The 20,527-nt window shown below is 70.2% G+C and carries 17 protein-coding genes; 9 read left to right on the forward strand and 8 right to left on the reverse strand.

All coding sequences use genetic code 11. The annotated features are described in order from the left end of the window. Window positions 1–396: 396 nt before the first annotated feature. Entirely contained in the window at window positions 397–891 is a 495-nt protein-coding gene (locus AB5I40_RS43165) for a hypothetical protein (RefSeq protein ID WP_370935958.1), read from the reverse strand. Window positions 892–989: 98 nt separating this feature from the next. Here AB5I40_RS43165 and lspA point away from each other — a divergent pair, with 98 nt between their 5' ends. Beyond that, window positions 990–1,604, forward strand: coding sequence for a signal peptidase II (gene lspA / locus AB5I40_RS43170; protein ID WP_370935959.1), 615 nt, complete (start codon window positions 990–992; stop codon window positions 1,602–1,604). Next, entirely contained in the window at window positions 1,601–2,527 is a 927-nt protein-coding gene (locus tag AB5I40_RS43175; RefSeq protein ID WP_370935960.1) for an RluA family pseudouridine synthase, read from the forward strand. The genes lspA and AB5I40_RS43175 overlap by 4 nt, the downstream gene beginning before the upstream one ends. Here the strand turns inward: AB5I40_RS43175 and AB5I40_RS43180 are convergent. Next, window positions 2,524–3,957, reverse strand: a complete 1,434-nt coding sequence (locus AB5I40_RS43180; RefSeq protein ID WP_370935961.1) for an AsnC family protein — start codon at window positions 3,955–3,957, stop codon at window positions 2,524–2,526. The two genes, AB5I40_RS43175 and AB5I40_RS43180, sit on opposite strands and share 4 nt — an antisense overlap. 583 nt (window positions 3,958–4,540) lie before the next feature. Here AB5I40_RS43180 and AB5I40_RS43185 point away from each other — a divergent pair. The 5 genes from AB5I40_RS43185 to AB5I40_RS43205 all read left to right on the forward strand — a co-directional run bounded on the left by AB5I40_RS43185 (window position 4,541) and on the right by AB5I40_RS43205 (window position 11,543). Next, the gene (locus tag AB5I40_RS43185) at window positions 4,541–7,855 is read left to right on the forward strand and encodes a DUF885 family protein (RefSeq protein WP_370935962.1); all 3,315 of its coding nucleotides are present in this window, start codon (window positions 4,541–4,543) and stop codon (window positions 7,853–7,855) included. Next, complete coding sequence (fahA, locus tag AB5I40_RS43190; protein WP_370935963.1) at window positions 7,852–9,051, forward strand: fumarylacetoacetase; 1,200 nt, start codon at window positions 7,852–7,854, stop codon at window positions 9,049–9,051. Before AB5I40_RS43185 ends, fahA begins: the two co-directional genes overlap by 4 nt. Before the next feature lie 84 nt (window positions 9,052–9,135). Continuing rightward, entirely contained in the window at window positions 9,136–10,176 is a 1,041-nt protein-coding gene (locus AB5I40_RS43195) for an LLM class F420-dependent oxidoreductase (protein WP_344284942.1), read from the forward strand. Between the two features lie 159 nt (window positions 10,177–10,335). Then, window positions 10,336–11,298, forward strand: coding sequence for a Ppx/GppA phosphatase family protein (locus AB5I40_RS43200; protein WP_370935964.1), 963 nt, complete (start codon window positions 10,336–10,338; stop codon window positions 11,296–11,298). A gap of 41 nt (window positions 11,299–11,339) precedes the next feature. Then, the gene (locus AB5I40_RS43205) at window positions 11,340–11,543 is read left to right on the forward strand and encodes a hypothetical protein (protein WP_370935965.1); all 204 of its coding nucleotides are present in this window, start codon (window positions 11,340–11,342) and stop codon (window positions 11,541–11,543) included. Window positions 11,544–11,816: 273 nt separating this feature from the next. Here the strand turns inward: AB5I40_RS43205 and AB5I40_RS43210 are convergent, their stop codons facing one another. The 5 genes from AB5I40_RS43210 to AB5I40_RS43230 all read right to left on the reverse strand — a co-directional run bounded on the left by AB5I40_RS43210 (window position 11,817) and on the right by AB5I40_RS43230 (window position 18,288). Beyond that, window positions 11,817–14,186 carry a glycoside hydrolase family 65 protein gene (locus tag AB5I40_RS43210; RefSeq protein ID WP_370935966.1) on the reverse strand — a complete coding sequence of 790 codons (2,370 nt, stop codon included), beginning with the start codon at window positions 14,184–14,186 and terminating at the stop codon, window positions 11,817–11,819. Continuing rightward, a complete protein-coding gene (locus AB5I40_RS43215; RefSeq protein ID WP_370935967.1) occupies window positions 14,183–14,914 on the reverse strand; it encodes an HAD family hydrolase in 732 nt (243 codons plus the stop codon). The genes AB5I40_RS43210 and AB5I40_RS43215 overlap by 4 nt, the downstream gene beginning before the upstream one ends. A 60-nt stretch (window positions 14,915–14,974) precedes the next feature. After that, window positions 14,975–16,132, reverse strand: a complete 1,158-nt coding sequence (locus AB5I40_RS43220) for an ROK family protein (RefSeq protein ID WP_370940719.1) — start codon at window positions 16,130–16,132, stop codon at window positions 14,975–14,977. A 228-nt stretch (window positions 16,133–16,360) separates the two neighbouring features. Beyond that, on the reverse strand, window positions 16,361–17,665 hold the full coding sequence (locus AB5I40_RS43225) for a carotenoid oxygenase family protein (RefSeq protein ID WP_370935968.1): 1,305 nt from the start codon (window positions 17,663–17,665) through the stop codon (window positions 16,361–16,363). Then, window positions 17,662–18,288, reverse strand: coding sequence for a hypothetical protein (locus tag AB5I40_RS43230; RefSeq protein ID WP_370935969.1), 627 nt, complete (start codon window positions 18,286–18,288; stop codon window positions 17,662–17,664). The genes AB5I40_RS43225 and AB5I40_RS43230 overlap by 4 nt, the downstream gene beginning before the upstream one ends. A gap of 27 nt (window positions 18,289–18,315) precedes the next feature. On the opposite strand from AB5I40_RS43230, the gene AB5I40_RS43235 reads away from it, so the two are divergent. Both AB5I40_RS43235 and AB5I40_RS43240 read left to right on the forward strand, forming a co-directional pair. Continuing rightward, window positions 18,316–18,840 carry a PadR family transcriptional regulator gene (locus AB5I40_RS43235; protein ID WP_370935970.1) on the forward strand — a complete coding sequence of 175 codons (525 nt, stop codon included), beginning with the start codon at window positions 18,316–18,318 and terminating at the stop codon, window positions 18,838–18,840. Next, complete coding sequence (locus tag AB5I40_RS43240; protein WP_370940720.1) at window positions 18,804–19,400, forward strand: NUDIX domain-containing protein; 597 nt, start codon at window positions 18,804–18,806, stop codon at window positions 19,398–19,400. The genes AB5I40_RS43235 and AB5I40_RS43240 overlap by 37 nt, the downstream gene beginning before the upstream one ends. Before the next feature lie 23 nt (window positions 19,401–19,423). Here AB5I40_RS43240 and mgrA read toward each other — a convergent pair whose 3' ends face one another. Further along, window positions 19,424–20,452 (reverse strand): L-glyceraldehyde 3-phosphate reductase, encoded by a 1,029-nt coding sequence (gene mgrA / locus AB5I40_RS43245; RefSeq protein WP_370935971.1) that lies wholly within the window; start codon window positions 20,450–20,452, stop codon window positions 19,424–19,426. Between the last annotated feature and the right edge of the window lie 75 nt (window positions 20,453–20,527).

Below are 20,527 nucleotides of genomic sequence, written 5' to 3' on the forward strand. Positions count from 1 at the left end.
GTGGTGGGGCCGGTTTTCGGGGGTAGCTCGCCAGCTGTGTTTTTGGCGTCGGCTTCGCCGCCGCGGGCGGGATCGCTTTTATGCCGGCGTTTGGGGGCTGACCGGCGTGACGGGCCTTCGGCCTATCACGCCGGTCAGCCCCCAAACGCCGGCGCGATCCCGCGTGGTGGGCAAGTGAGCGGTCGGGGCTGGGCGCGGGTCAGGTTGGGTGTTGCGGGGCCGGGCGCGGGTCGAGTTGGGTTTTGAGGGCTGGGCGCGGGTCGAGTTGGGTTTTGAGGGCTGGGCGCGGGTCGAGTTGGGTTTTGAGGGCTGGGCGCGGGTCGAGTTGGGTTTTGAGGGCTGGGCGCGGGTCGAGTTGGGCGCGGGTCAAGTTGGGTTTGCGGGGCCGGGCGCGGGTCAGGTTGGGTTTTGCGGGGCTCGGGGGTGGGCTAGTTGGGCGTTGCAGGCTGAGTGGATCGCCTCTTTGATTTGCTCTTCGGTGCGGCCCCAGTCTTGATCCCACTCTTCGTCCAGCATCCAGGCTTGCGCCAGCGGCAGCTTGACGACGCTGTCGGCGTAGTTGGTGCGGACGATGATTGTGTGCAGGTCGTTCAGCAGGGCGCGCTCGGTTAGACGGCCGTTCAGGAGCATCCGGGCCAGGTGCGTGAAGGCGGCTTGAGCGGCGTCGACCGGGGTCGGGATCGGGGTGTGGCAGTCGGCCAGGGCGGCCCGCTGCACGTCGTTGATTTCTCGTGGTTCGGTGCGGGAGAGGCCCGCCAGGCGGCGCAGGTGTTCGCCGTCCTCTCCCTCGGCCAGCCAGTGGGCTGCCCACAGGGGGAGGTCGTTCGTGGGGGAGAGGTCCAGGGCGATCCAGGCGGCGGCCACGGACGGGGTGGGGATCTCGGCGGGCATGCAGTGAGGATGGCGGGGAGGGGCGTGGCCGGGCGACTGAATTCCGGTCCGGGACTGCCGCTGTGACCTGCTTCGGCGCGGTTGTGGACAATGGGGGTGTGAGCACCGATCCTTCGCCGTCCGAATCCGAGGTCGAGCCGACTGCCGAACCGCCTGAGCAGGAGGCTGCCGAGGAAAGCGCGCCGCTGCCCAAGCGGCGGGTCTGGGTGGTGTTCGCGGTCGCGGCGCTGCTGTGGGCGATCGACCTGATCACCAAGAACCTCGTGGTCGCCAATCTCGAGGGCAAAGAGCCGAAGCCGATCCTCGGCGGGCTCATCTACCTGCAGGTCATCCGCAATCCGGGCGCCGCGTTCTCGATGGCGACCGGCATGACCTGGGTGCTCGCGCTCGTCGCGATCGGCGTCGTCGTCGCGATCGTGTGGATCTCGCGCCGGCTGCGCTCGGTCGGCTGGGCGATCGGCCTCGGCCTCGTGCTCGCCGGCGCGCTCGGCAACCTCACCGACCGGTTCTTCCGCGAACCCGGACCGCTGCGCGGGCACGTCGTGGACTTCATCTCCGCGTTCGCGCCCAACGGACAGGGCTTCGCGATCTTCAACATCGCCGACTCCGCGATCTGCGTCGGCGGCGCGCTGATCGTCCTGCTGTCCCTGCTCGGCAAGGACTACGACGGCACCACCACCCGCGGCCGCGGCAAGAAGAAGGAATCCGAGTGAGCGCGCGCATGCTGCCCGTCCCCGACGGGCTCGACGGGATGCGCGTCGACGCCGGGCTGGCCAAACTGCTCGGCCTCTCCCGCACCGTCGTCGCGGACCTCGCGGCGGCGGGCGACGTCCTCCTCGACGGCCGTCCGGCGGGCAAATCGGACCGGCTCTCCGCCGGCGGGCTGCTCGAGGTGACGCTGCCGGAACCGGAACGTCCGGCGGAAATCGTCGCGGAGCCGGTCGACGGCATGAAGATCCTGCACGACGACGACGACATCGTGGTGATTTCGAAACCGGTCGGCGTCGCCGTGCACCCCAGCCCCGGCTGGACCGGCCCGACGGTCGTCGGCGGCCTCGCCGCGGCCGGGCTGCGCATCTCGACCTCCGGCGCGGCCGAACGGCAGGGCGTCGTGCACCGGCTCGACGCGGGCACCACCGGGGTGATGGTGGTGGCCAAGAGCGAGCACGCGTACACCGTGCTGAAGCGGGCGTTCAAGGAACGGACCGTCGACAAGGGCTACCACGCCGTCGTGCAGGGCCACCCCGACCCGACACGCGGCACCATCGACGCCCCGATCGACCGCCATCCGCGGCACGACTACAAGTTCGCGGTCGTCGCGGGCGGACGGCCGAGCGTCACGCACTACGAGGTGGTCGAGGCGTTCCGGGCGGCTTCGCTGGCGCACGTGAAGCTGGAAACCGGGCGCACCCACCAGATCCGCGTGCACTTCTCCGCGCTGCGCCACCCGTGCGCCGGAGACCTGACCTACGGAGCGGACCCGGTCCTGGCCCGGAAGCTCGGCCTGACGCGGCAGTGGCTGCACGCGCGGACGCTGGGTTTCGCGCATCCGGCGGACGGCCGGTGGGTCGAATTCGAGGCGGAGTATCCGGACGATCTGGCCAGCGCCCTGGAGATCCTGCGGGACGGGAATTAGTCGACGGCCCAGGTCAAGGTGCGCTCGTCCGGTTCCGGCCGGGGACTCCAGCGCACCGAGACCACCCGGGTCGCGGTCGGCAGGACGTAAACGGTGTGCCCGCCGAGCGTCTCGCCCGGCTGTACGCCGATCTTGTGCGGCGGCCGGGACGTCAGCGAAACCGGGGCCTTCGCGACGGTTTCGCCGCTGTCGGTGACTAGCTCGAGGTAATTGTCCGGCAGCGACGCGAACGGAATCGGCCCGCGGTTGGTGATCTCGGTGTGCACGACGACCGCGCGCTCGCCGTCCTCGAGCCGGTAGCCTGCCGCGCCGAAGAGGAAGTCGGCGGGATCCTGGACTTCCAGCAGTTGCACGGAAAGCTGTTCCCCTTCGAGCCCCTGCGACTGCATCGTCTCGCCGATCCGCCCCTGTTTCGCCGGTGCGGCGGCGGGCTTCGGGTCGTCTCCGCGGGCCCAGGAAGCGGTCTGCGGGACGCCCCACGTGCTGACGGCCGGGTCCGGGGCCGGATACGGTCCGGACTGTCCATTGTAGACATTCGCGGGCATTCCGGTCTGTGCGGGGGAATACGCACCGGACATCCCCGGTATCCCGTTGGGGCCAGGGGGATACGCGCCCGAAATCCCGGCCGGTCCGGGGGCATACGCACCGGACACTCCCGGTGCGGCGCCGGGAAACCCGGGCGGGTAGGCGCCGGTAGTCCCGGGGCCGGGCATGCCGTGCTGGCCCGGCGAACCTGGTCCGGTCGCGGGGATCCCAGCCTGCCCGGGCGGATACGCGCCGGAGGTTCCCGGTCCGGGCATGCCGTGCTGTCCCGGCGGATGCGGGCCGGAATGTCCGGGCATCCCGGCCGAGTCGGGTATCCCGGACGGCCCGGGCGGGTGCGGACCGGACGCCCCGGGGGAGCCGCCCGGCATTCCCGGAGGCGGTGCCATCCCGCCCGAAGCCGGAATTCCGGACGACGCCGGGCCGTTCGGCATCGGCGCCGCGGGCGGACCGGAGGGCGCGGCAGGGCCGGGCGGCATCGAGCCTGGAGCGGGACCGGAGGGCAGGGCACCTGGCGCTGAAGCGGGGCCGGAGGGCATGGAGCCTGGTGCCGGAGCGGGGCCGGACGGCATGGAGCCGGGCAGGCGGGAAGCCCCCTGCATCGGCGCGGCGGGGAACGGCACCGACCCCGGCCCGCCGCCCGGATACCCCGGAGCCTGCGGACGCTGCCACGACGCCTGCGCCCCCGAAATCGCCGCGCGAAGCCCTTGCGGGTCGCTTTCGACCCCGACCAGCAGCGGCAATCCGCTGCCGGACAGCGCGACCAGCCGGTAGGCGACCTCCCGCGGATCCATCCCGACCTTCGCCGCCAGCTCGTGCACAGCACCCTTGCCCAGCTCGGCGAGCGCGGCGAGCAGGCGGATGTCGGCGGGATCGGTCACGGCCACTCCGGCAACGCTACCGCCTCGCCCGCCGGACCCGGCCGCACCACCGCGCCCGGCGTGCCCCGCGCCACCGCGACGGACAGCGGAGCACCGGTGGTCCGGGGAATCTGGCGGGTCGTGCGGTCGGGAGCGGCCGCCGCGGAGCCGGTGCCCCGCGCGACGGCGACGGACGGTGGACCACCGGTGGTCCGAGGAGCTTGGCGGGGGTCGTGCCTGCGAGGAGCGGCCGCCGCGCAACCGGCGTTCCGCGCCCGTTCGCCCCGAGTCCCGGCCCCGGCCGGGGCGGCGGCAACCGGCCGAACCCGGGACTCGGAACCGGCACCCGCCTCGCGTTCCGCCCCGGCCACGACGGAGGCAACGGTCCGAGCCCGGCACGCAGAACCGGCACCCCGCGACGGACCGCAGGACGCCGGGTCACCCGCTGCCCAGCCGCCTGACCAGCTCCTCCCGCAACGCCCCAGGTTCCACGGCCCGGAACGTTCCTGCGCCCGGAAGAAGGCCGTCGGCCCGGACACGGGCGTCGCGGCCGCCGTCTCGATTAGGGTCGGAATCGCACCTTCTCCGCCTACCCTGGGGGTCCACGCCGATGTCCGTCGTTTCCGATCTCGCCGACGAGCTCGTCGAGGCGTCGTTCGACCACGAACCGCTCGACGCCGCCATTCTCGGCATCCGGCCGGACGCGCCGGGGCTCGGCGATCCGTCGGCCGCGGCGGAGGCGGCGTTCCGCGAGAAGATCACCAGCATCCGGGAGCGTGCCGAGGCGATCGACCCGGCCGGGCTCGAAGAAGCCGATCGCATCACCCGCGACGTCCTGCTCAGCTCCGTCGACGGAAACCTCGACCGGATGGACAGCCGGGTCGTCGACTTCACCGTCACCGACCTCTTCGTCGGCCCCGCCTCCGGGCTCCTGTCCACGCTGCCGATGGTCACCGTCACCGCCGAAACCGCGGAGGCGCATCTCGGACGGCTCGCCGAAATCCCCGAGTACCTCCGCGCCGTCGCGCAACGCCACCGCGACGGGATCGCCGCCGGTCTCCTGCCGATCGAACGCCTGGTCAAAGCCGCGATCGCGCACCTCGACCGCTACCTGGCCGAGCCCGAGAACGACCCGCTGCTGCGCCAGCCCGCCCCGGACGAGGACTTCGCCGCTCGCCGTCAGCAGGTCCTCAGCGAGGTCGCCCGGCCGGGCTTCCGCGAGTACCGCGACTTTCTCGAAGCCGAGGTCCTCCCGCACGGCCGCCCGGACGACAAGGGCGGCGTCTCCTGGCTGCCCGGCGGCGACGAGATCTACGCCCGTCTCGCCCGCACTCACACCACCAGCAACCGCACCCCGCAGGAGCTGCACGACACCGGTCTCGCGGTGATCGCCGGCCAGGTCGAGCAGTACCAGGCCCTCGGCGAGCGCGTGTTCGGCACCCGCGAGCTGCCGGAGATCTTCGAGCGGCTGCGCACCGACCCGAAGCTCCGCTGGACGAGCGCCGAAGACCTCCTCGAAACCGCCCGCACGGCGATTTCCCGCGCCGAGGCCGAGGCGCCGAACTGGTTCGGCCGCATCCCGCGGCACCCGTGGACGGTCGAGGCGGTGCCGGAGGATTCCGCGCCCGGCGCGCCTCCGGCGTACTACATGCCGCCCGCCGCCGACGGGTCCCGGCCGGGCGTCTACTTCGCCAACACCCACCAGGCCACCGAGCGGTTCCGGCACACCGCCGAGGTCATCGCGTTCCACGAGGCGATCCCGGGCCACCACTTCCAGCTCAGCACCGCTCTCGACCTCGCCGAGCTGCCGCTGCTGCGCCGCATCGGCAACTTCACCGCGTACGCCGAGGGCTGGGGCCTCTACACCGAGCGCCTCGCCGACGAGATGGGCCTGTACTCCGACGACGTGTCGCTGCTCGGCATGCTGACGATGGAGTCGATGCGGGCCGGACGGCTGGTCGTCGACACCGGCCTGCACGCGCTCGGCTGGAGCCGGCAGCAGGCGGTCGACTACCTGCTGGAGCACACGCCGATGGCGCAGGTCGAAATCGAGTCCGAGGTCGACCGGTACCTCGGCTTCCCGGGCCAGGCGCTCGCGTACATGGTGGGACGGCTGGAAATCGAGCGGCTGCGAGAGCAGGCTGAACAGCGGCTCGGCAGCCGCTTCGACATCAAGGCGTTCCACGACACGATCCTCTCCGGCGGCTCCCTGCCGCTGTCGGTGCTGGACGCCGTGGTCACCGAGTGGGTGGCTGGCCACGGCGACACCGTCCTCGGCTTGGCCGACGAGCTGGTCGAGCTGAGCTTCGAAGCGGAACCGCTGGAGCGGACCGTTCTCGGGCTCCCCGGCGACCACGCCAAGCTCGGCGACCCGAGCCTCGCCGCGGCCGAGCGCCACCGGGCCGGGTACGCCGCGATCGCCGAGCGCGCCGACGCGATCGATCCGGCCGGGCTGAGCGCGTCCGAGGTCATCACCCGCGAGGTGGTGCGGTCGCACGCCCGCGGCGCGATCGACACGATCGACTCGCGGCTGTCCGGCTTCGCGGTGAGCGACGGCTTCAGCGCGCCCGCGCTGCACCTGGTCACCATCCTCCCCGCGCTGGTCCCGGACGACGCGGACAAGGCCCGCGACTACCTCGCCCGGCTGGCGGCGGTCGGCGGCTACCTCGACGCGGTGATCGAGGCCCAGCGGACGACGGTCGCGGACGGGTTCGCGCCGCCGGACTTCCTGGTGCGCATCGGGATCGAGTACGTCGAGCGATACCTCGCGAACGAGGAGGGCGACCCGTTCCGCGTCACGCCGACGGTCGAGGTCGAGGGCTTCGCCGCGGAGCGGGACCGGCTGCTCGCCGAGGTCGTGCGGCCCGCGTACCGGCGCTACCGCGACTTCCTCGCCGAGCACGTGCTGCCGGTTTCGAAGACGGACAGCCAGCCGGGCATCGGCCATCTCCCGGGCGGGCTGGAGAAGTACCAGGGCCTGATCCGCGTGCACACCACCACCGACCGCACGGCGCGGGAACTGCACGACACCGGTCTGCGGATGGGCGAAAAACTGGCCGAGGAATACCGCGAGCTGGGCGCCCGCGTGTTCGGCACCGGGGAGCTGGCGGAGATCTTCGACCGCCTCCGCACCGACCCGGAGCTGCGCTGGCGCGACGGCGAGGAGCTGCTGGAAGGCGCGCGGGCGGCCATTGTCCGGGCGGAAGCCGTCGCCCCGCAATGGTTCTCCCGGGTTCCGGACGCGAAGTGCGAGGTCGAGCCGGTCCCGGAGGCGGACGCGGCGAGCGGCACCATCGCCTACTACCTGCAGGCCGCGTTCGACGGTTCCCGGCCCGGCACGTACTACGCCAACACTTACGAGGCGAATTCGCGGCCGCGCTTCACCAGCGAGGCGATCGCGTTCCACGAAGCCGTTCCGGGACACCACTTCCAGCTCACCTTCGCGCAGGAGCTCACCGATCTGCCGCTGCTGCGCCGGATCGCGCCGTTCAACGCCTACATCGAGGGCTGGGGCCTGTACGCGGAGCGCCTCGCCGACGAGATGGGCCTGTACTCCGACGACGTCGCCCGCTTCGGCATGCTCGCCCAGGATTCGATGCGGGCCGGCCGGCTCGTGGTCGACACCGGCCTGCACGCGCTGGGCTGGAGCCGCCAACAGGCGGTCGACTACCTCGTCGAGTACACGCCGATGGCGAAGATGGAGATCGAGGCGGAGATCGACCGGTACGTCGCGAATCCGGGCCAGGCGCTGAGCTACATGGTGGGACGGCTGGAAATCCAGCGCGTTCGCGCCGAGGCCGAAAAGGCGCTCGGCGACCGGTTCGACATCCGCGCGTTCCACGACGTCATCCTGGGCAACGGAATTCTCCCGCTGTCCGCTTTGGACACTGTGGTCGGCGCGTGGATCGCGGAGGTTTCCGCGTGACCTGGCTCGACCTTCCGGACGGCACCCTCTTCGGTCTCGACAACCTGCCCTACGGCGTCTTCTCGCACGGCGAGCGGACCCGCCGGGCCGGTGTCGCGATCGGAGACCAGGTGCTCGACCTGAGCGCGGCGGCCGAGGGGGAGTCCTTCGGCCGCCTGCTCGGCGCGGGCGTGCTGAACCCGTTGCTCGCCGCCGGCCCGGACGTTTGGGCCGACGTGCGGGCACGGGTCCGCGAATGGCTCAGCGAGCCGCGCCACGCCGACCGGATCCGGCCGCATCTGGTGCCCCGCAACGAAATCACGAGCCATCTGCCGGTGGAGGTCGCGGACTACGTCGACTTCTACTCCAGCGAGCAGCACGCGCTCAACGCCAGCCGGGTCTTCAGCGGCGGGGACGATCTGGTGCCGCCCAACTGGAAACACCTGCCGATCGGGTACCACGGCCGCGCGGGCACGGTCGTCGCGTCGGGCACGCCGGTGATTCGCCCGGCGGGACAACGGAAACCGCGCAAGGCGGCCGAACCGTCCTTCGGCAGCTCCACACTCCTCGACTTCGAGGCCGAGGTCGGCTTCGTCGTCGGCGTGGGATCCGAACTGGGCGCTCCGGTGCCGATCGACGAGTTCCCGCGCCACGTGTTCGGCGTCTGCCTGGTCAACGACTGGTCGGCGCGCGACCTGCAGGGCTGGGAAATGCAGCCGCTCGGGCCGTTCCTCGGCAAATCGTTCGCGACGTCGATGTCGCCGTGGCTGGTCCCGCTCGCCGCGCTGGAGCACGCCCGGGTGCCGCAGCCCGCGCAGGACCCGGAGCCGTTCGAGTACCTGCGCGGCGGCGAGTCGTGGAGTCTCGACCTGGCGCTGGAGATCCGGATCAACGGCCACCTCGTGTCGAGCCCGCCGTTCGCCACGCAGTACTGGACGGCCGCGCAGCAGCTCGCGCACCTCACGGTGAACGGCGCGAGCCTGCGCACCGGCGACCTGTACGCGTCCGGCACGGTCACCGGCCCGGCGAAGGACCAGCGCGGGTCGCTGCTGGAGCTGAGCTGGGGCGGTCGCGAACCGCTCGCGGTCGGCGAGGAGACCCGTGCCTTCCTGGAGGACGGCGACGAGGTCGTCATCACCGCCTCCGCCCCTGGTCCAGACGGTGCCCGGATCGGGTTCGGCGACGTGCGCGGGACGGTGGCTCCCGCTGTGGTGTGACCCACGCCGTAGCGTCGGCACCCGAGCGGCCGCATAATGAGCAAACGCTTAGTCACAGTCGACCGGCACGGGAATGAGGGATCGATGAGGATCGGCACCGGCGTCAGCTACTCGGGCGGGTTCGCCGAAAGCGTCGCGGACATCGTGGAGCTGGAGCGGGTCGGGCTCGACATCGTGTTCGTCCCCGAGGCCTACAGCTTCGACGCGGTGAGCCAGCTCGGCTACCTCGCCGCGAAGACCGAGCGCGTCGGCCTGATGTCGGGCATCTTCCAGATCTACACCCGCACGCCGAGCCTCACCGCGATGACCGCGGCCGGGCTGGACTTCGTGTCCGACGGCCGCTTCACCCTCGGTCTCGGCGCGTCCGGCCCGCAGGTCATCGAGGGTTTCCACGGCGTGAAGTACGACGCGCCGATCGGCCGCACCCGCGAGATCATCGAGATCTGCCGCCAGGTGTGGAAGCGCGAGCGCGTCGTGCACGACGGCAAGCACTACACGATCCCGCTGCCCGCCGACCAGGGAACCGGCCTCGGCAAGCCGCTCAAGCTGATCAACCACCCGGTGCGCGAGCGGATCCCGGTGGTGCTCGCCGCGCTCGGGCCGAAGAACGTCGCCCTCGCCGCCGAGGTCGCCGAGGGCTGGCAGCCGATCTTCTTCCACCCGGAGAAGGCCGCCGACGTCTGGGGCGCCTCGCTGGCCGAGGGCAAGGCCAAGCGCGACCCGGAGCTGGGCGAGCTGGACGTGTTCGCCGCGCCGCCGCTGGCGATCGGGGACGACGTCGAGGGTCTGCTGGACTGGGTGCGTCCGGTGTTCGCGCTGTACATCGGCGGGATGGGCGCGCGCGGCAAGAACTTCTACAACACGCTGGCCTGCAACTACGGCTACGAGGCCGAGGCCAAGAAGATCCAGGACCTGTACCTCGACGGCAAGAAGGAAGAAGCCGCCGCGGCGGTCCCGACGGAGCTGCTGCGCGCCACCTCGCTGGTCGGTCCGGCGGGGTATGTGAAGGAGCGGCTGGCGGCGTTCAAGGAGGCCGGGGCGACGACGCTGGCGGTCAACCCGCTGCAGCCCGGACGCGAGGCGCGAGTGGCCGCCGTCGCCAAGCTGAAAGAGCTGCTCGGATAGGTCCGGTATGATGCGGGCCACTGGGGTGTGAAAAAACCGCACCCCGGGGTCGATGCCGCCGTCGAAATGCCGTCAACTCTCCGCGCGGGGCGCGAATTCGGGAGTAAGAACGGGTTCAACGGGGAATCCGGGCGGGGCGAAAGCGAGGTATGCCGGGCTGTGCGCAGAATCGAAGGATCCGCCGCCGCGGTGCTGGACGTGGGTTCGTTCAGTGCCCGGCTTGTCGTGCTCGAACCCGGCGGATCCCCGATCGACCCGGTCCTGACGCACCAGACCCGGCTGCGGCTCGACCGCGAACTCGACGACGACGGACGGCTCAGCGAATGCGGCATCGCGGCTATTGCGAAGGCCGTTTCCAGCGGGATGGAATTCGCTCGCGAGCACGGTGTCAAGGACGTGTTTCCGCTGGCCACGTCGTCAATCCGGGACGCGGTCAACTCTCGTGACGCAGTCCGGGAGGTGGCCCGCGAAACCGGTGTCGAGCTGCGGTTCCTCTCCGGCCGTCGCGAGGCGGAACTGACGTACGTCGGCGCGCGCCGCTGGTACGGCGCGTCCGGCGGCCCGCTGCTGGCGCTCGACATCGGCGGCGGCACGGTCGAGCTGTCCGCCGGAGCTGGTGAACAAGCGACATTCGCGCGGTCGCTGCCTCTGGGCGCCCGGTCGGTCACGCGCGACTGGCTGCCCGCCGAACCGCCGGTGCGCAGCAAGCAAGTGCGTGCGCTGCGTGACCACGTGCTGGAGGAAGTCTCCGCCGCTTTGGGCGACGTGCAGGCCGAACTGGCCGATCACCGGGTGGTCGGCTGTTCGAAGGTGCTGCGCCAACTGGCCCGGCTGGCGGGCGACCGCCCAGGCAAGGCCCGCGAACTGCACCTGGACGACGTGCGCGCGTGGATCCCGCGACTGTCGGCGATGCCCTTCGCGCGGCGGGCGCAGCTGCCGGGGATTTCGCGGCAGCGAGCCCAGCAGGCACTCGGCGGCGCGGTGGTCGCGGAGGCGCTGCTGACGGTCGCGGGCGGAAAGCTGACGATCTGCCCGTGGTCGACGCGAGACGGGCTCCTGCTGACGTTGCTGGACCAGCTCACGGACGCGACCGGTAAGCAACGATCGCGTCCGGCCGCGTGAACTCCCTGGTGCGAGGGCGGTAAACCGGGTATCCCGGAACCATGACCCCGCGCAGCGAATTCCACCCCCGCGACCGGTCCGAGGACGACGAAGAGGACTCGCCGTTCCCCGCGCGCCGCAAACGCGAACTGCCGGACGCGGACGAGCTGCCCGGCGAGGTGGCCAACGCGCCGGGACCGGATCTGAGCCCTTCGCGGACGGACGAGGTGCCTCGGGTACCGGGCACGGAGGATTCGCCGTCGTGAGTGGCGATGCCGGTTAGCGCGGATACCGGGCTGGCTGCCTGCGGTGGCGAGCGCCCCAATGTGGCATTGGGTGCGGCGGATGCACCCAATGTGGCGTTCGGTGCGTTGAGCGCACCCAATGCCACATTGGGGCGCAAGACCGCGCACAACCCGAACCCGCAGAGCTCCTCGGCCCACGAATGCTGAGCCTGCGCTCTCGCTCGGCGAAGCTTCCGCTCGGCCTGGTTCTCGTGAGTGGCGATGCCGGTTCTAACCGGCATCGCCACTCACGAGTCAGCTGCGGTCGAACTGCCGCACCTTAGACGCGTCCCGTCGCGCCGGCGCCCGCCCAATGGGCTGGACCGGCGCGGGGCCGGGATCCAGCTTCGGGATCGGCAACTCCACCGGCTCCTCAGTCACCGTGAACCGCTCGCCATGGTGGATCAGGTCCAATGGCGGCCCGCTCAGCACCCGGTACGTCGCCGCGCCGTGCCGGATCGACACCTGGAACCGGGTTTCGCGGAAGGCGAGACGGAACGTGAGGCCGCCGAGCTCGTCCGGCAGCCGCGGCGCGAACGACAGCTGGCCGCCGTAATCGCGCAGGCCGCCGAATCCGGCCACGGCGGCCTGCCAGGCACCGGCCAGCGACGCCATGTGCAGGCCGTTGCGGACGTTGTTGTGCACGTCGTGCAGATCGGTCAGCGCGGCTTCGGCGAGGTAGTCGTACGCGAGCTGAAGGTGCCCGACCTCTGCCGCGATCACCGCCTGCGTGCCCGCGGACAGTGAAGAATCCCGGACGGTCCGCGCTTCGTAATACGCGAAGTCGCGGGCTTTTTCCTCCGGGCTGAACGAATCGCCGCACAGGTGTAGAGCCAGCACGAGGTCAGCCTGCTTCACGACCTGCTTGCGGTACAGGTCGAAGTACGGGTAGTTCAGCAGCAGCGGGTAGAAATCCTCGTCGGTGGCGGCGAAATCCCACTCGTCGTGCTGCAGGAAGCCTTCCGACTGCGGGTGCACGCCGAGTTCCTGGTCATACGGCAGCGCCATCGCTTCCGCCGCGGCGCGCCAGGAATCGATCTCGGGAGTGTCCACTTCGAACTGCGCGGCGATGTCCGGATGCCGACGGCACACGTCGGCTGCGGCGAGCAAGTTCTTGCGCGCCATCAGGTTCGTGTAGACGTTGTTGTCCGCCACCGCAGAGTACTCGTCGGGTCCGGTGACGCCGTCGATGCGGAAGTGCCCGTGGTGGTCGAAATGCCCGAGAGACGCCCACAGTCGCGCGGTTTCCAGCAGCAGTTCCGCGCCGCAGGTGCGCTCGAAATGCTCGTCCTGGGTGGCGTTCACGTACCGCACGACGGCATCGGCGATGTCCGCGCTGACGTGGAACGCCGCGGTGCCCGCCGGCCAGTACGCCGAGCATTCGGCGCCGTTGATGGACCGCCACGGGAAAGCCGCGCCACGCAAGCCGAGTTGGGTCGCGCGTTCTCTCGCTTTGTCTATTGTGGAGTGTCGCCAGCCGAGGGCGTCGCGGGCGGCGTCCGGCATCGTGTACGTCAGCACCGGCAGCACGAACGTCTCGCTGTCCCAGAACGCGTGCCCGTCGTATCCCGGCCCGGTGAGGCCTTTTCCGGCGATAGCACGGGTTTCGCCGCGGGCTCCGGCCTGCAGCAGATGGAAAAGCGCGAACCGGACGGCCTGCTGGAGTTCCGGGTCGCCGTCGATTTCGATGTCCGAAGTGGCCCAGAAGTCGTCGAGGAACTGGCGCTGTTCAGCGGCCAGGCCCTTCCAGCCGGTCTGCCGGGCACCGGCGAGCGCGGCTTCGACCTGCGCGCGCAAGGCAGGCGCGGAGCGTTGCGCGGACCAGCCGTAGGCGAGGAATTTGGTGACCCGCAGCCGTCCGCCCTTGGGCACGTCGACCGCGGCGGTGAGCCGGGCGAGGTCCTCCTCGGCGTGGATGCGGGTGCGCAGGCCGTCGTCGACCTCGATTTTGTGGTCCATCGCGGCGGCGACCCGCAGCCCGGACATCCGGGTCTGGTGCACGAGGACAGCCTGGTAGCCCGCGGCGTGGCTGAACTCGCCGACCAGCGGCGCGTCGAGCGCGGCGGCGACGCGCGGGTCGCGGGTGTCGGACTCGACCGGTTCGTTGGCCAGCAGGTCGGACTGGACGACGAGCTGCAGGTCCTCGTCGAGCGGTTCGACCTCGTAGCGGATCGCGGCGACCGCTCGCTGGGTGAAGGAAACCAGCCGTTCGGTGGTCACCCGCACGCGCCGTCCGGTGGGGGAGGACCATTCGGTGACGCGGCGCAGTGTGCCCCGGCGGAAGTCGAGCACGCGGTCGTGCGCGGTCGCGATGCCGTAGCGCATGTCCAGCGGCTCGTCCTCGACCAGCAGCCGGATGATCTTGCCGTCCGTCACGTTGACGACGGTCTGGCCTTCCTCCGGGTAGCCGTAACCGCCCTCGGCGTAGGGGAGTTCGTGCTGTTCGTAGAACCCGTTGAGGTAGGTGCCGGGCAGCCCGCGCGGTTCGCCTTCCTCGAGCGTGCCGCGCAGTCCGATGTGTCCGTTCGACACCGCGAAGGCGGATTCGGTGCGCTGCAACGCATCCACGTCGAGGCCGCGCCAGCGCAGCTCCCACGGGGAGCATTCGTAACCGAGTTCCGTCACTTGTCCTCCAGCAGGTCGGCGAGGTCGTCCACCACGACGTCGGCGCCGTGCGCGCGCAGTGCGTCTGCCTGGTTCTCCCGATTGACGCCCACGACGTAACCGAAACCGCCGGCTTTGCCCGCTTGGACGCCGGATTGTGCGTCCTCGAACACCGCGGCCTGCTTCGGGTCCACGCCGAGTTCCTTGGCCCCGGCCAGGAAAGAATCGGGAGCTGGCTTGCCTTTCAGGTGGTCGCGACGGATGACCAGGCCGTCGACTCGGGCTTCCACGAAGCGGGACAGGTCGGCTGCGTCGAGGACCTTGGCGCCGTTCGCCGACGAGGTCACCACGGCGATCCGCAGCCCGGCACGCTTCGCTTCTTCCAGGTAGCGCACGGAACCGGGATACGGGTTTACGCCGCGTTCGTCGATGATCTTCAGGACGAGTTCGTTCTTGCGATTGCCGATGCCGTTCACGGTCGGCGCGTCGACGGCGTCGTCCGGGGTGCCCTCGGGGAGCTCGATTCCGCGTGAGCGAAGGAATTCCCGTACGCCGTCGGCCCTCGGGCGGCCGTCCACGTAGGTCGCGTAGTCGGCGTCGGTGAACTCCTGGAAGTTGGCGGCGTCCCGGGAGCGCAGGTATTCGTCGAACGTCCGTTTCCACGCCTCGCGGTGGAGCACGGCCGTCCCGGTCAGTACGCCGTCCAGGTCGAAGAGGCAGGCGGTGATGGTGTCGGGCAGTCCGATCATGCCTGCAACGTACCGGTCCCGGGTGACATTCGCGGGCCGCGGCGCGACGTTTACCGAGCGTCAGGCGGCGCCTACGCGGCGGTCGAACACCAGTCGTTCCGCCGCCCGCAGGCCGACGCTGATCGCGCCGGTGAGGACGCCGTCGTCGCCGAGTTCGCCTTGCACCACAGTCGTTGTGAGCGGGGTGAACGCGCGGAGCGCCCGGTCGATCGGTTCCAGCAGCAGATCCGCCGCCGTCCCGACCCCGCCGCCCAGGACGATCAGCTCCGGGTCGATCACCGCGGCCACCGAAGCGACGGTGTACGCGAGCCGGTCTGCTTCCTCGGACACCGCGCGCTGCGCCAATTCGTCACCCTCGCGGGCGAGGCGGAAGACTTCGCGCGCCGATCGCGCTGTGCCCAGGCCAAGTTCGCGTGCGCCGCGGACCACCGATTGGGCGGCGGTGGCCTCCTCCAGGTGTCCGCGTGCGGGCGGTTCGCCGGGCTCGTCGGCGACATGCGTACGGCCGTAAGGCAGGTAGCCGATTTCGCCCGCCGCGCCGGTGGCACCGCGGAAAACCCGGCCGTCGACCATCAGGCCCATGCCGACGCCGGTGCCGATGGTGATGCAGCCGACCACCGAAGCTCCGCGCGCGGCGCCGCTTTCCCATTCGCCGACCGCGGTGAGGTTCGCGTCGTTTTCCACCACCAGTTCCGGCCCGAGCACCTGCTCCAGGTCGTCGAGCAGCCCCGGACGGCCCCAGCCGGGCAGGTTCGGCGCGTGCCGGAAACAGCGTTTGACCGGGTCCGCGACGCCGGGGGAGCCCAGCACGCGGACCACGATGTCGTCGTTCGTCAGGCCCGCCTCGGCCACGATGTCCGTCGCCAGCTTGCCCAGCGCGGAGATCAGCGCGCTGCCGGAGCGGGCCGTGTTGCGGACGTCGCGCCGGGCGACCGTGGTGCGGCCGAGGTCGGCGACCGCGACCCGGATGTGCTCGCGGCCGATGTCCAGGCCCAGCACGTACCCCGCGGTCGGGTCCGCCTCGTAGAGCACCGCCGAGCGGCCGGTGCCGGTGGACGTGTGCCCGGTCGCGCGCGCGAGCCCGGCGGCCTCCAGCGCCAGCAGAGCCTGGCTCACCGTGGGCTTCGACAGCCCGGTGTCCTTCGCCACCTGCGGCCGCGTCGCGGGCCCGCCGCGGCGCAACAGGTCGAGCACCGCCCGCTGGTTGATCATGCGCATCCCGGCCGGGGTGCCGACCGGTGGTGTACCCGACCCTGCCACCTGCTGAGTTTCCTTCCCGTTCGGACTTCCGTCCTGCCACGGTAACCGGATTCGCCCCGCTTTGGCAGGAAAGTTTCTTTTCTTCCGGCTCGGGAGGGCAGGCGGACGGCTCAGGCCCGACGATACGGGCTCGGCGGACGGAACCCGGGAGGGCACGCAGAGTTTGCCGTCCGCTAGTTGACCGGATCAGGCGTCGGGCAGCCAATTGCCGTGGAACCCGGCTGGCACGCGGCCCGGCAGATGGACCGTCGCGACCGGGGCCGCTTCGATGTCCTGCGCGTCGAGCACCACCAGGTCGCTGCGGTCGTTCGGTCCGTCGTAGACGTAGGTGAGCAGCCAGCCCGCCCCGTCCGGACGATCGTCGGCCGGGACGAACACCGCCTCGCCGGGGATGTGTCCCTCCGGGAACAGATGCTCGCGCGCGGCGTTGGTGTGCAGGTCATAGCGGCGGAGCACGAGCGGACCTTCCGGACCGTGCCGTCCGGTGACGTGCCCGAACCGGGCGTCGAGCCCGGCGAGCCGGTCGTCGATGCGGGGAAACTCGCCGTCGCGGTCGTCGAGCAGATCTTCGGTCACCGTGCCCGCGCGCGGGTCGATCGTCCACCGCCACAGCACGCCCTTCGGATCCGGGATGCCCGGCTTGGACAGATGCTCGTACCGCACGACGTGCACCACGATCCGGCCGTCGGCGGTGTCGTGCGCGTTGAGGGTGTGGAAGACGTAGCAGGGGTCGATCTCGAACCAGCGCACGCCGCCCTCCGGGCGCTCGCGGCTGAGCAGACCGAGGCGCGCGCCGTACGTGTCGCTCCAGCGGAACGGCATGCCGCCGTCGGTTCCGCGCTCGAACACCACTGGCAGGTCGAAGAACACGACGTGCCGCCGGGTGAGTGCGAAATCATGCATCATCGTCAGGCCGGGCACGTCGATCGGCTGCCGCAGCACGAGTTCCCCGGCGGCGTCGGCACGGTAATAGCTCACGTGCGGGGCGGTGATGCTGCCGTAGCCGAAGAAATGCAGTTCGCCGGTTTCCGGGCAGATCTTGGGATGTGCGGTCATCGCATCAGCGAGCTTGCCGTCGAAATCGTAGACGCCGACGGTGTCGAGATCCGTGGTTATTTCGTACGGCAGCGAGGATTCCACGAGCGCGAGCGTGCGTCCCGCGTGGTTGACGACATGGGTGTTGGCGACGCTCCATCTCAGGTTTCGCGTTCCGTCGGCGTTGTAGAGCGCCGGATTCGGGATATCGAAGCTTTCGGTGCGCACCCAGCGGTTGCGATACCAAGCCGCGCGGCCGTTTTCGAGCCGGACGCCGTGCACCATTCCGTCGCCGGTGAACCAATGCGCGCTGTCCTGTCGCGGGTTCGGCCCGTTGCGCAGGTACCAGCCGTTGAGTTCCGGCGGCAGCGCTCCGGTGACGGGCAGGTCGTAGGCGGTGAGTTCGTCGTGGACGGGGGCGTAATGGCCTTTGAGGTGGAAATCAGTGGTGGTCATTGATTCGCTTTCTGGGCGCGGGCCCGGACGATGCGCGGGTAGCGAATGGTGAATGCGATCGGGATCGCGAAGCCGAGCACCTTGATGATGATCAAACCGACAGTGGCGTGCGGTGCGGAATGCAGCAGAACGGCTTCGGCGATCCCGGCGACCGTGAAGCTGGCCGCCCACACTGCGGTGATGACGACATTGACCCGGCGAAACACAGCGGTGGCGGCGATTTCCGGCGGAACCATGGTTTTCGCGATCCCGAGCGTGAACGGCCGTTTCGCGGCGAGCGAACCCCAGGCGGTCACCGCCAGCCAGAGATCGGTAAGCGCGCCGACGTAATCCCTGAGCGGCGAGGCCGGATCGCTGAACGACCAGATCGAGAGCGCCGCGAAGAAGACGACCGCGGAGACCTCGATGAACAGCGTGTCCCAGCCCTTGCCGCGCCGGCGTTCCAGCGCGAGGAGTCCGCCAGCGAGCACCAATCCGGTCAGGCCGGACCACCGCCAGTCGGCCTGCGTGGACACGACCGCGAAGGCGATCCACGGAAGGAAGCTCTTCAGGTAGTTCATCGGGTGCCCCTCGCTCACGTTCCTGTGGTGACATGTCAAAGGTAGAAGGTCCTGGCTGGACATGTCAATAGTGGAAGGTAAGGTGGGGGCATGACCTTGCGACACGCGGTGCTGGGGCTGCTCGCCAGCGCTCCCGGAAGCGGCTACGACCTGCTGAAACGCTTCGAAACGGCGATGTCGAGCGTCTGGACGGCCACGCAGAGCCAGCTGTACGGGGAACTGGGCAAGCTGGAGGACGCCGACCTGATCGAGGTGTCCGCCGAGGGGCCGCGCGGACGCAAGGAGTATGCGATCACCGACGCCGGACGGTCGGAATTGCGCAAGTGGCTGCTGGAGGAGCGGCCGCCTGCTGCGCGGCGGAACGAGATGCTGCTGCGGGTGTACTTCCTCGGCGAGGTCACGCCGGAGGAGGCGCGGGGGTTCCTTGGCAGGCACGGCGCCTTCGCGAAGGGACTGGTCGACGAGCTGGCGACGCTGGAAGCCTCGGTCGATTGGGATGACAGCGATCCGTCGCTTTACGGCCGCCTGGCCCTGGAATGGGGCAAGCGATACGCGGCGATGGAACGGGATTGGGCGAAGTGGGCGGCGGAGACGATCCGCGCGGCCCGGGGCTGATCATGACCGGCAACCCGGCCAGCCACTGCGGCGACGATGCCGTTTTCGCGGCCGATCTTCGGGACGAGGGCGAGCCGGAAGCCGAGTTCAATCCCGGCATCGCCGCCCGGTTTCCGCGCAAGAACGCGGCCGCCGGAGTGCTCGCGCGAGACGAACACGGTCGGATCCTGTTCGTCTCTCCGACCTACAAGCCGTTCCTGGAGATTCCGGGCGGCCTGGTCGAAGACGACGAGTCACCGCTGGCGGCGTGTCGTCGCGAGGTCCGCGAAGAACTCGGCATCGACGTGCCGGTCGGACGCCTGCTCGTCGTCGATTGGCTGCCCACGCACGGCGTCTGGCGGGACAGCCTGCAGTTCATCTTCGACGGCGGTGTGCTGAGCCGCGAGCAGATCGGCGCCATCCGTCTGGCCTCGGACGAAGTGAGCCGGTTCGAGTTCCTCGGCCTTGAGGTCGCGCGGCCCCAATTGCGGCCGTCGAAGGCGCGGCGAATTTCCCTGGCGCACCAAGCGTTTCTGGCCGGCGAGACGGTCTACGGCGAGTTCGGCCGGAGGCTCGGGTAGCCCGAACCTCCGGCCGCGCCGGGTCATCCGTCCGAGGACCGCTTCCAGATGTTGATGTTTTCTTCGGTGGCGTGCTGGTCGATCTCGGCCAGCTCCTCCGCGGTGAACGAAAGGTTGTCCAGCGCGGCCACGTTGTCCTCCAGTTGCGCCACACTGCTGGCCCCGATCACCAGCGACGTCATCCGCGGATCCCGCAGCGCCCAGGCCAGCGCCAGCTGCGCCAAAGTCTGCCCGCGTCGCTCGGCGATCTCGCCCAGCGCCCGGATCTTGCCGAGCTTCTCCTCGGTGATCGTGTCCGGGTTCAGCGACTTCCCCTGCGCCGCCCGGGAATCCGACGGGACCCCGGAAAGGTACTTGTTCGTCAGCAATCCCTGTGCCAGCGGCGAAAACGCGATGCACCCGGCCCCGGCCTGCTCCAAAGTCCCGAGCAGGTCGTCAGTTTCGGTCCAGCGGTTGAACATCGAGTACGACGGCTGGTGAATCAGCAGCGGCGTGCCCAAATCCCGCAGCATTTGCGCGGCCTCAGCGGTCCGCGCGGAGTTGTAGGACGAGATCCCGACGTACAACGCCTTGCCCGACCGAACCGCCCGGTCGAGCGCGCCGACGGTCTCCTCGAGCGGTGTTTCCGGGTCGAAGCGGTGCGAGTAGAAGATGTCGACGTAGTCCAGCCCCATCCGCCCGAGCGACTGGTCGAGGCTGGCCAGCAGGTACTTCCGCGAACCCCACTCGCCGTACGGCCCGGGCCACATGTCGTAGCCGGCCTTCGTCGAGATGATCAGCTCGTCGCGGTAGGGCTTCAGGTCGCTCGCCAGCAACCGGCCGAAGTTCTCCTCGGCGCTGCCGTAAGGCGGGCCGTAGTTGTTGGCCAGGTCGAAGTGCGTGATGCCCAGGTCGAAGGCGCGCCGGACGATGTCGCGCTGAGTGGTGAGCGGGCGGTCGTTCCCGAAGTTGTGCCACAGTCCGAGCGAGATCGCGGGCAGCTTCAGCCCGCTGCGCCCGCAACGGCGGTAGGGCATCGAATCGTAACGGTGGTCTGCGGCAACGTAAGTCACGCCGCGATGCTAGCCCGCGAGGTGTCCGCGCACGGTGAGTGACATCCGGGTAGCGGGGCAAAGCCCGGTTTCATG

Source organism: Amycolatopsis sp. cg13, assembly GCF_041346965.1.
Lineage (GTDB): Bacteria > Actinomycetota > Actinomycetes > Mycobacteriales > Pseudonocardiaceae > Amycolatopsis.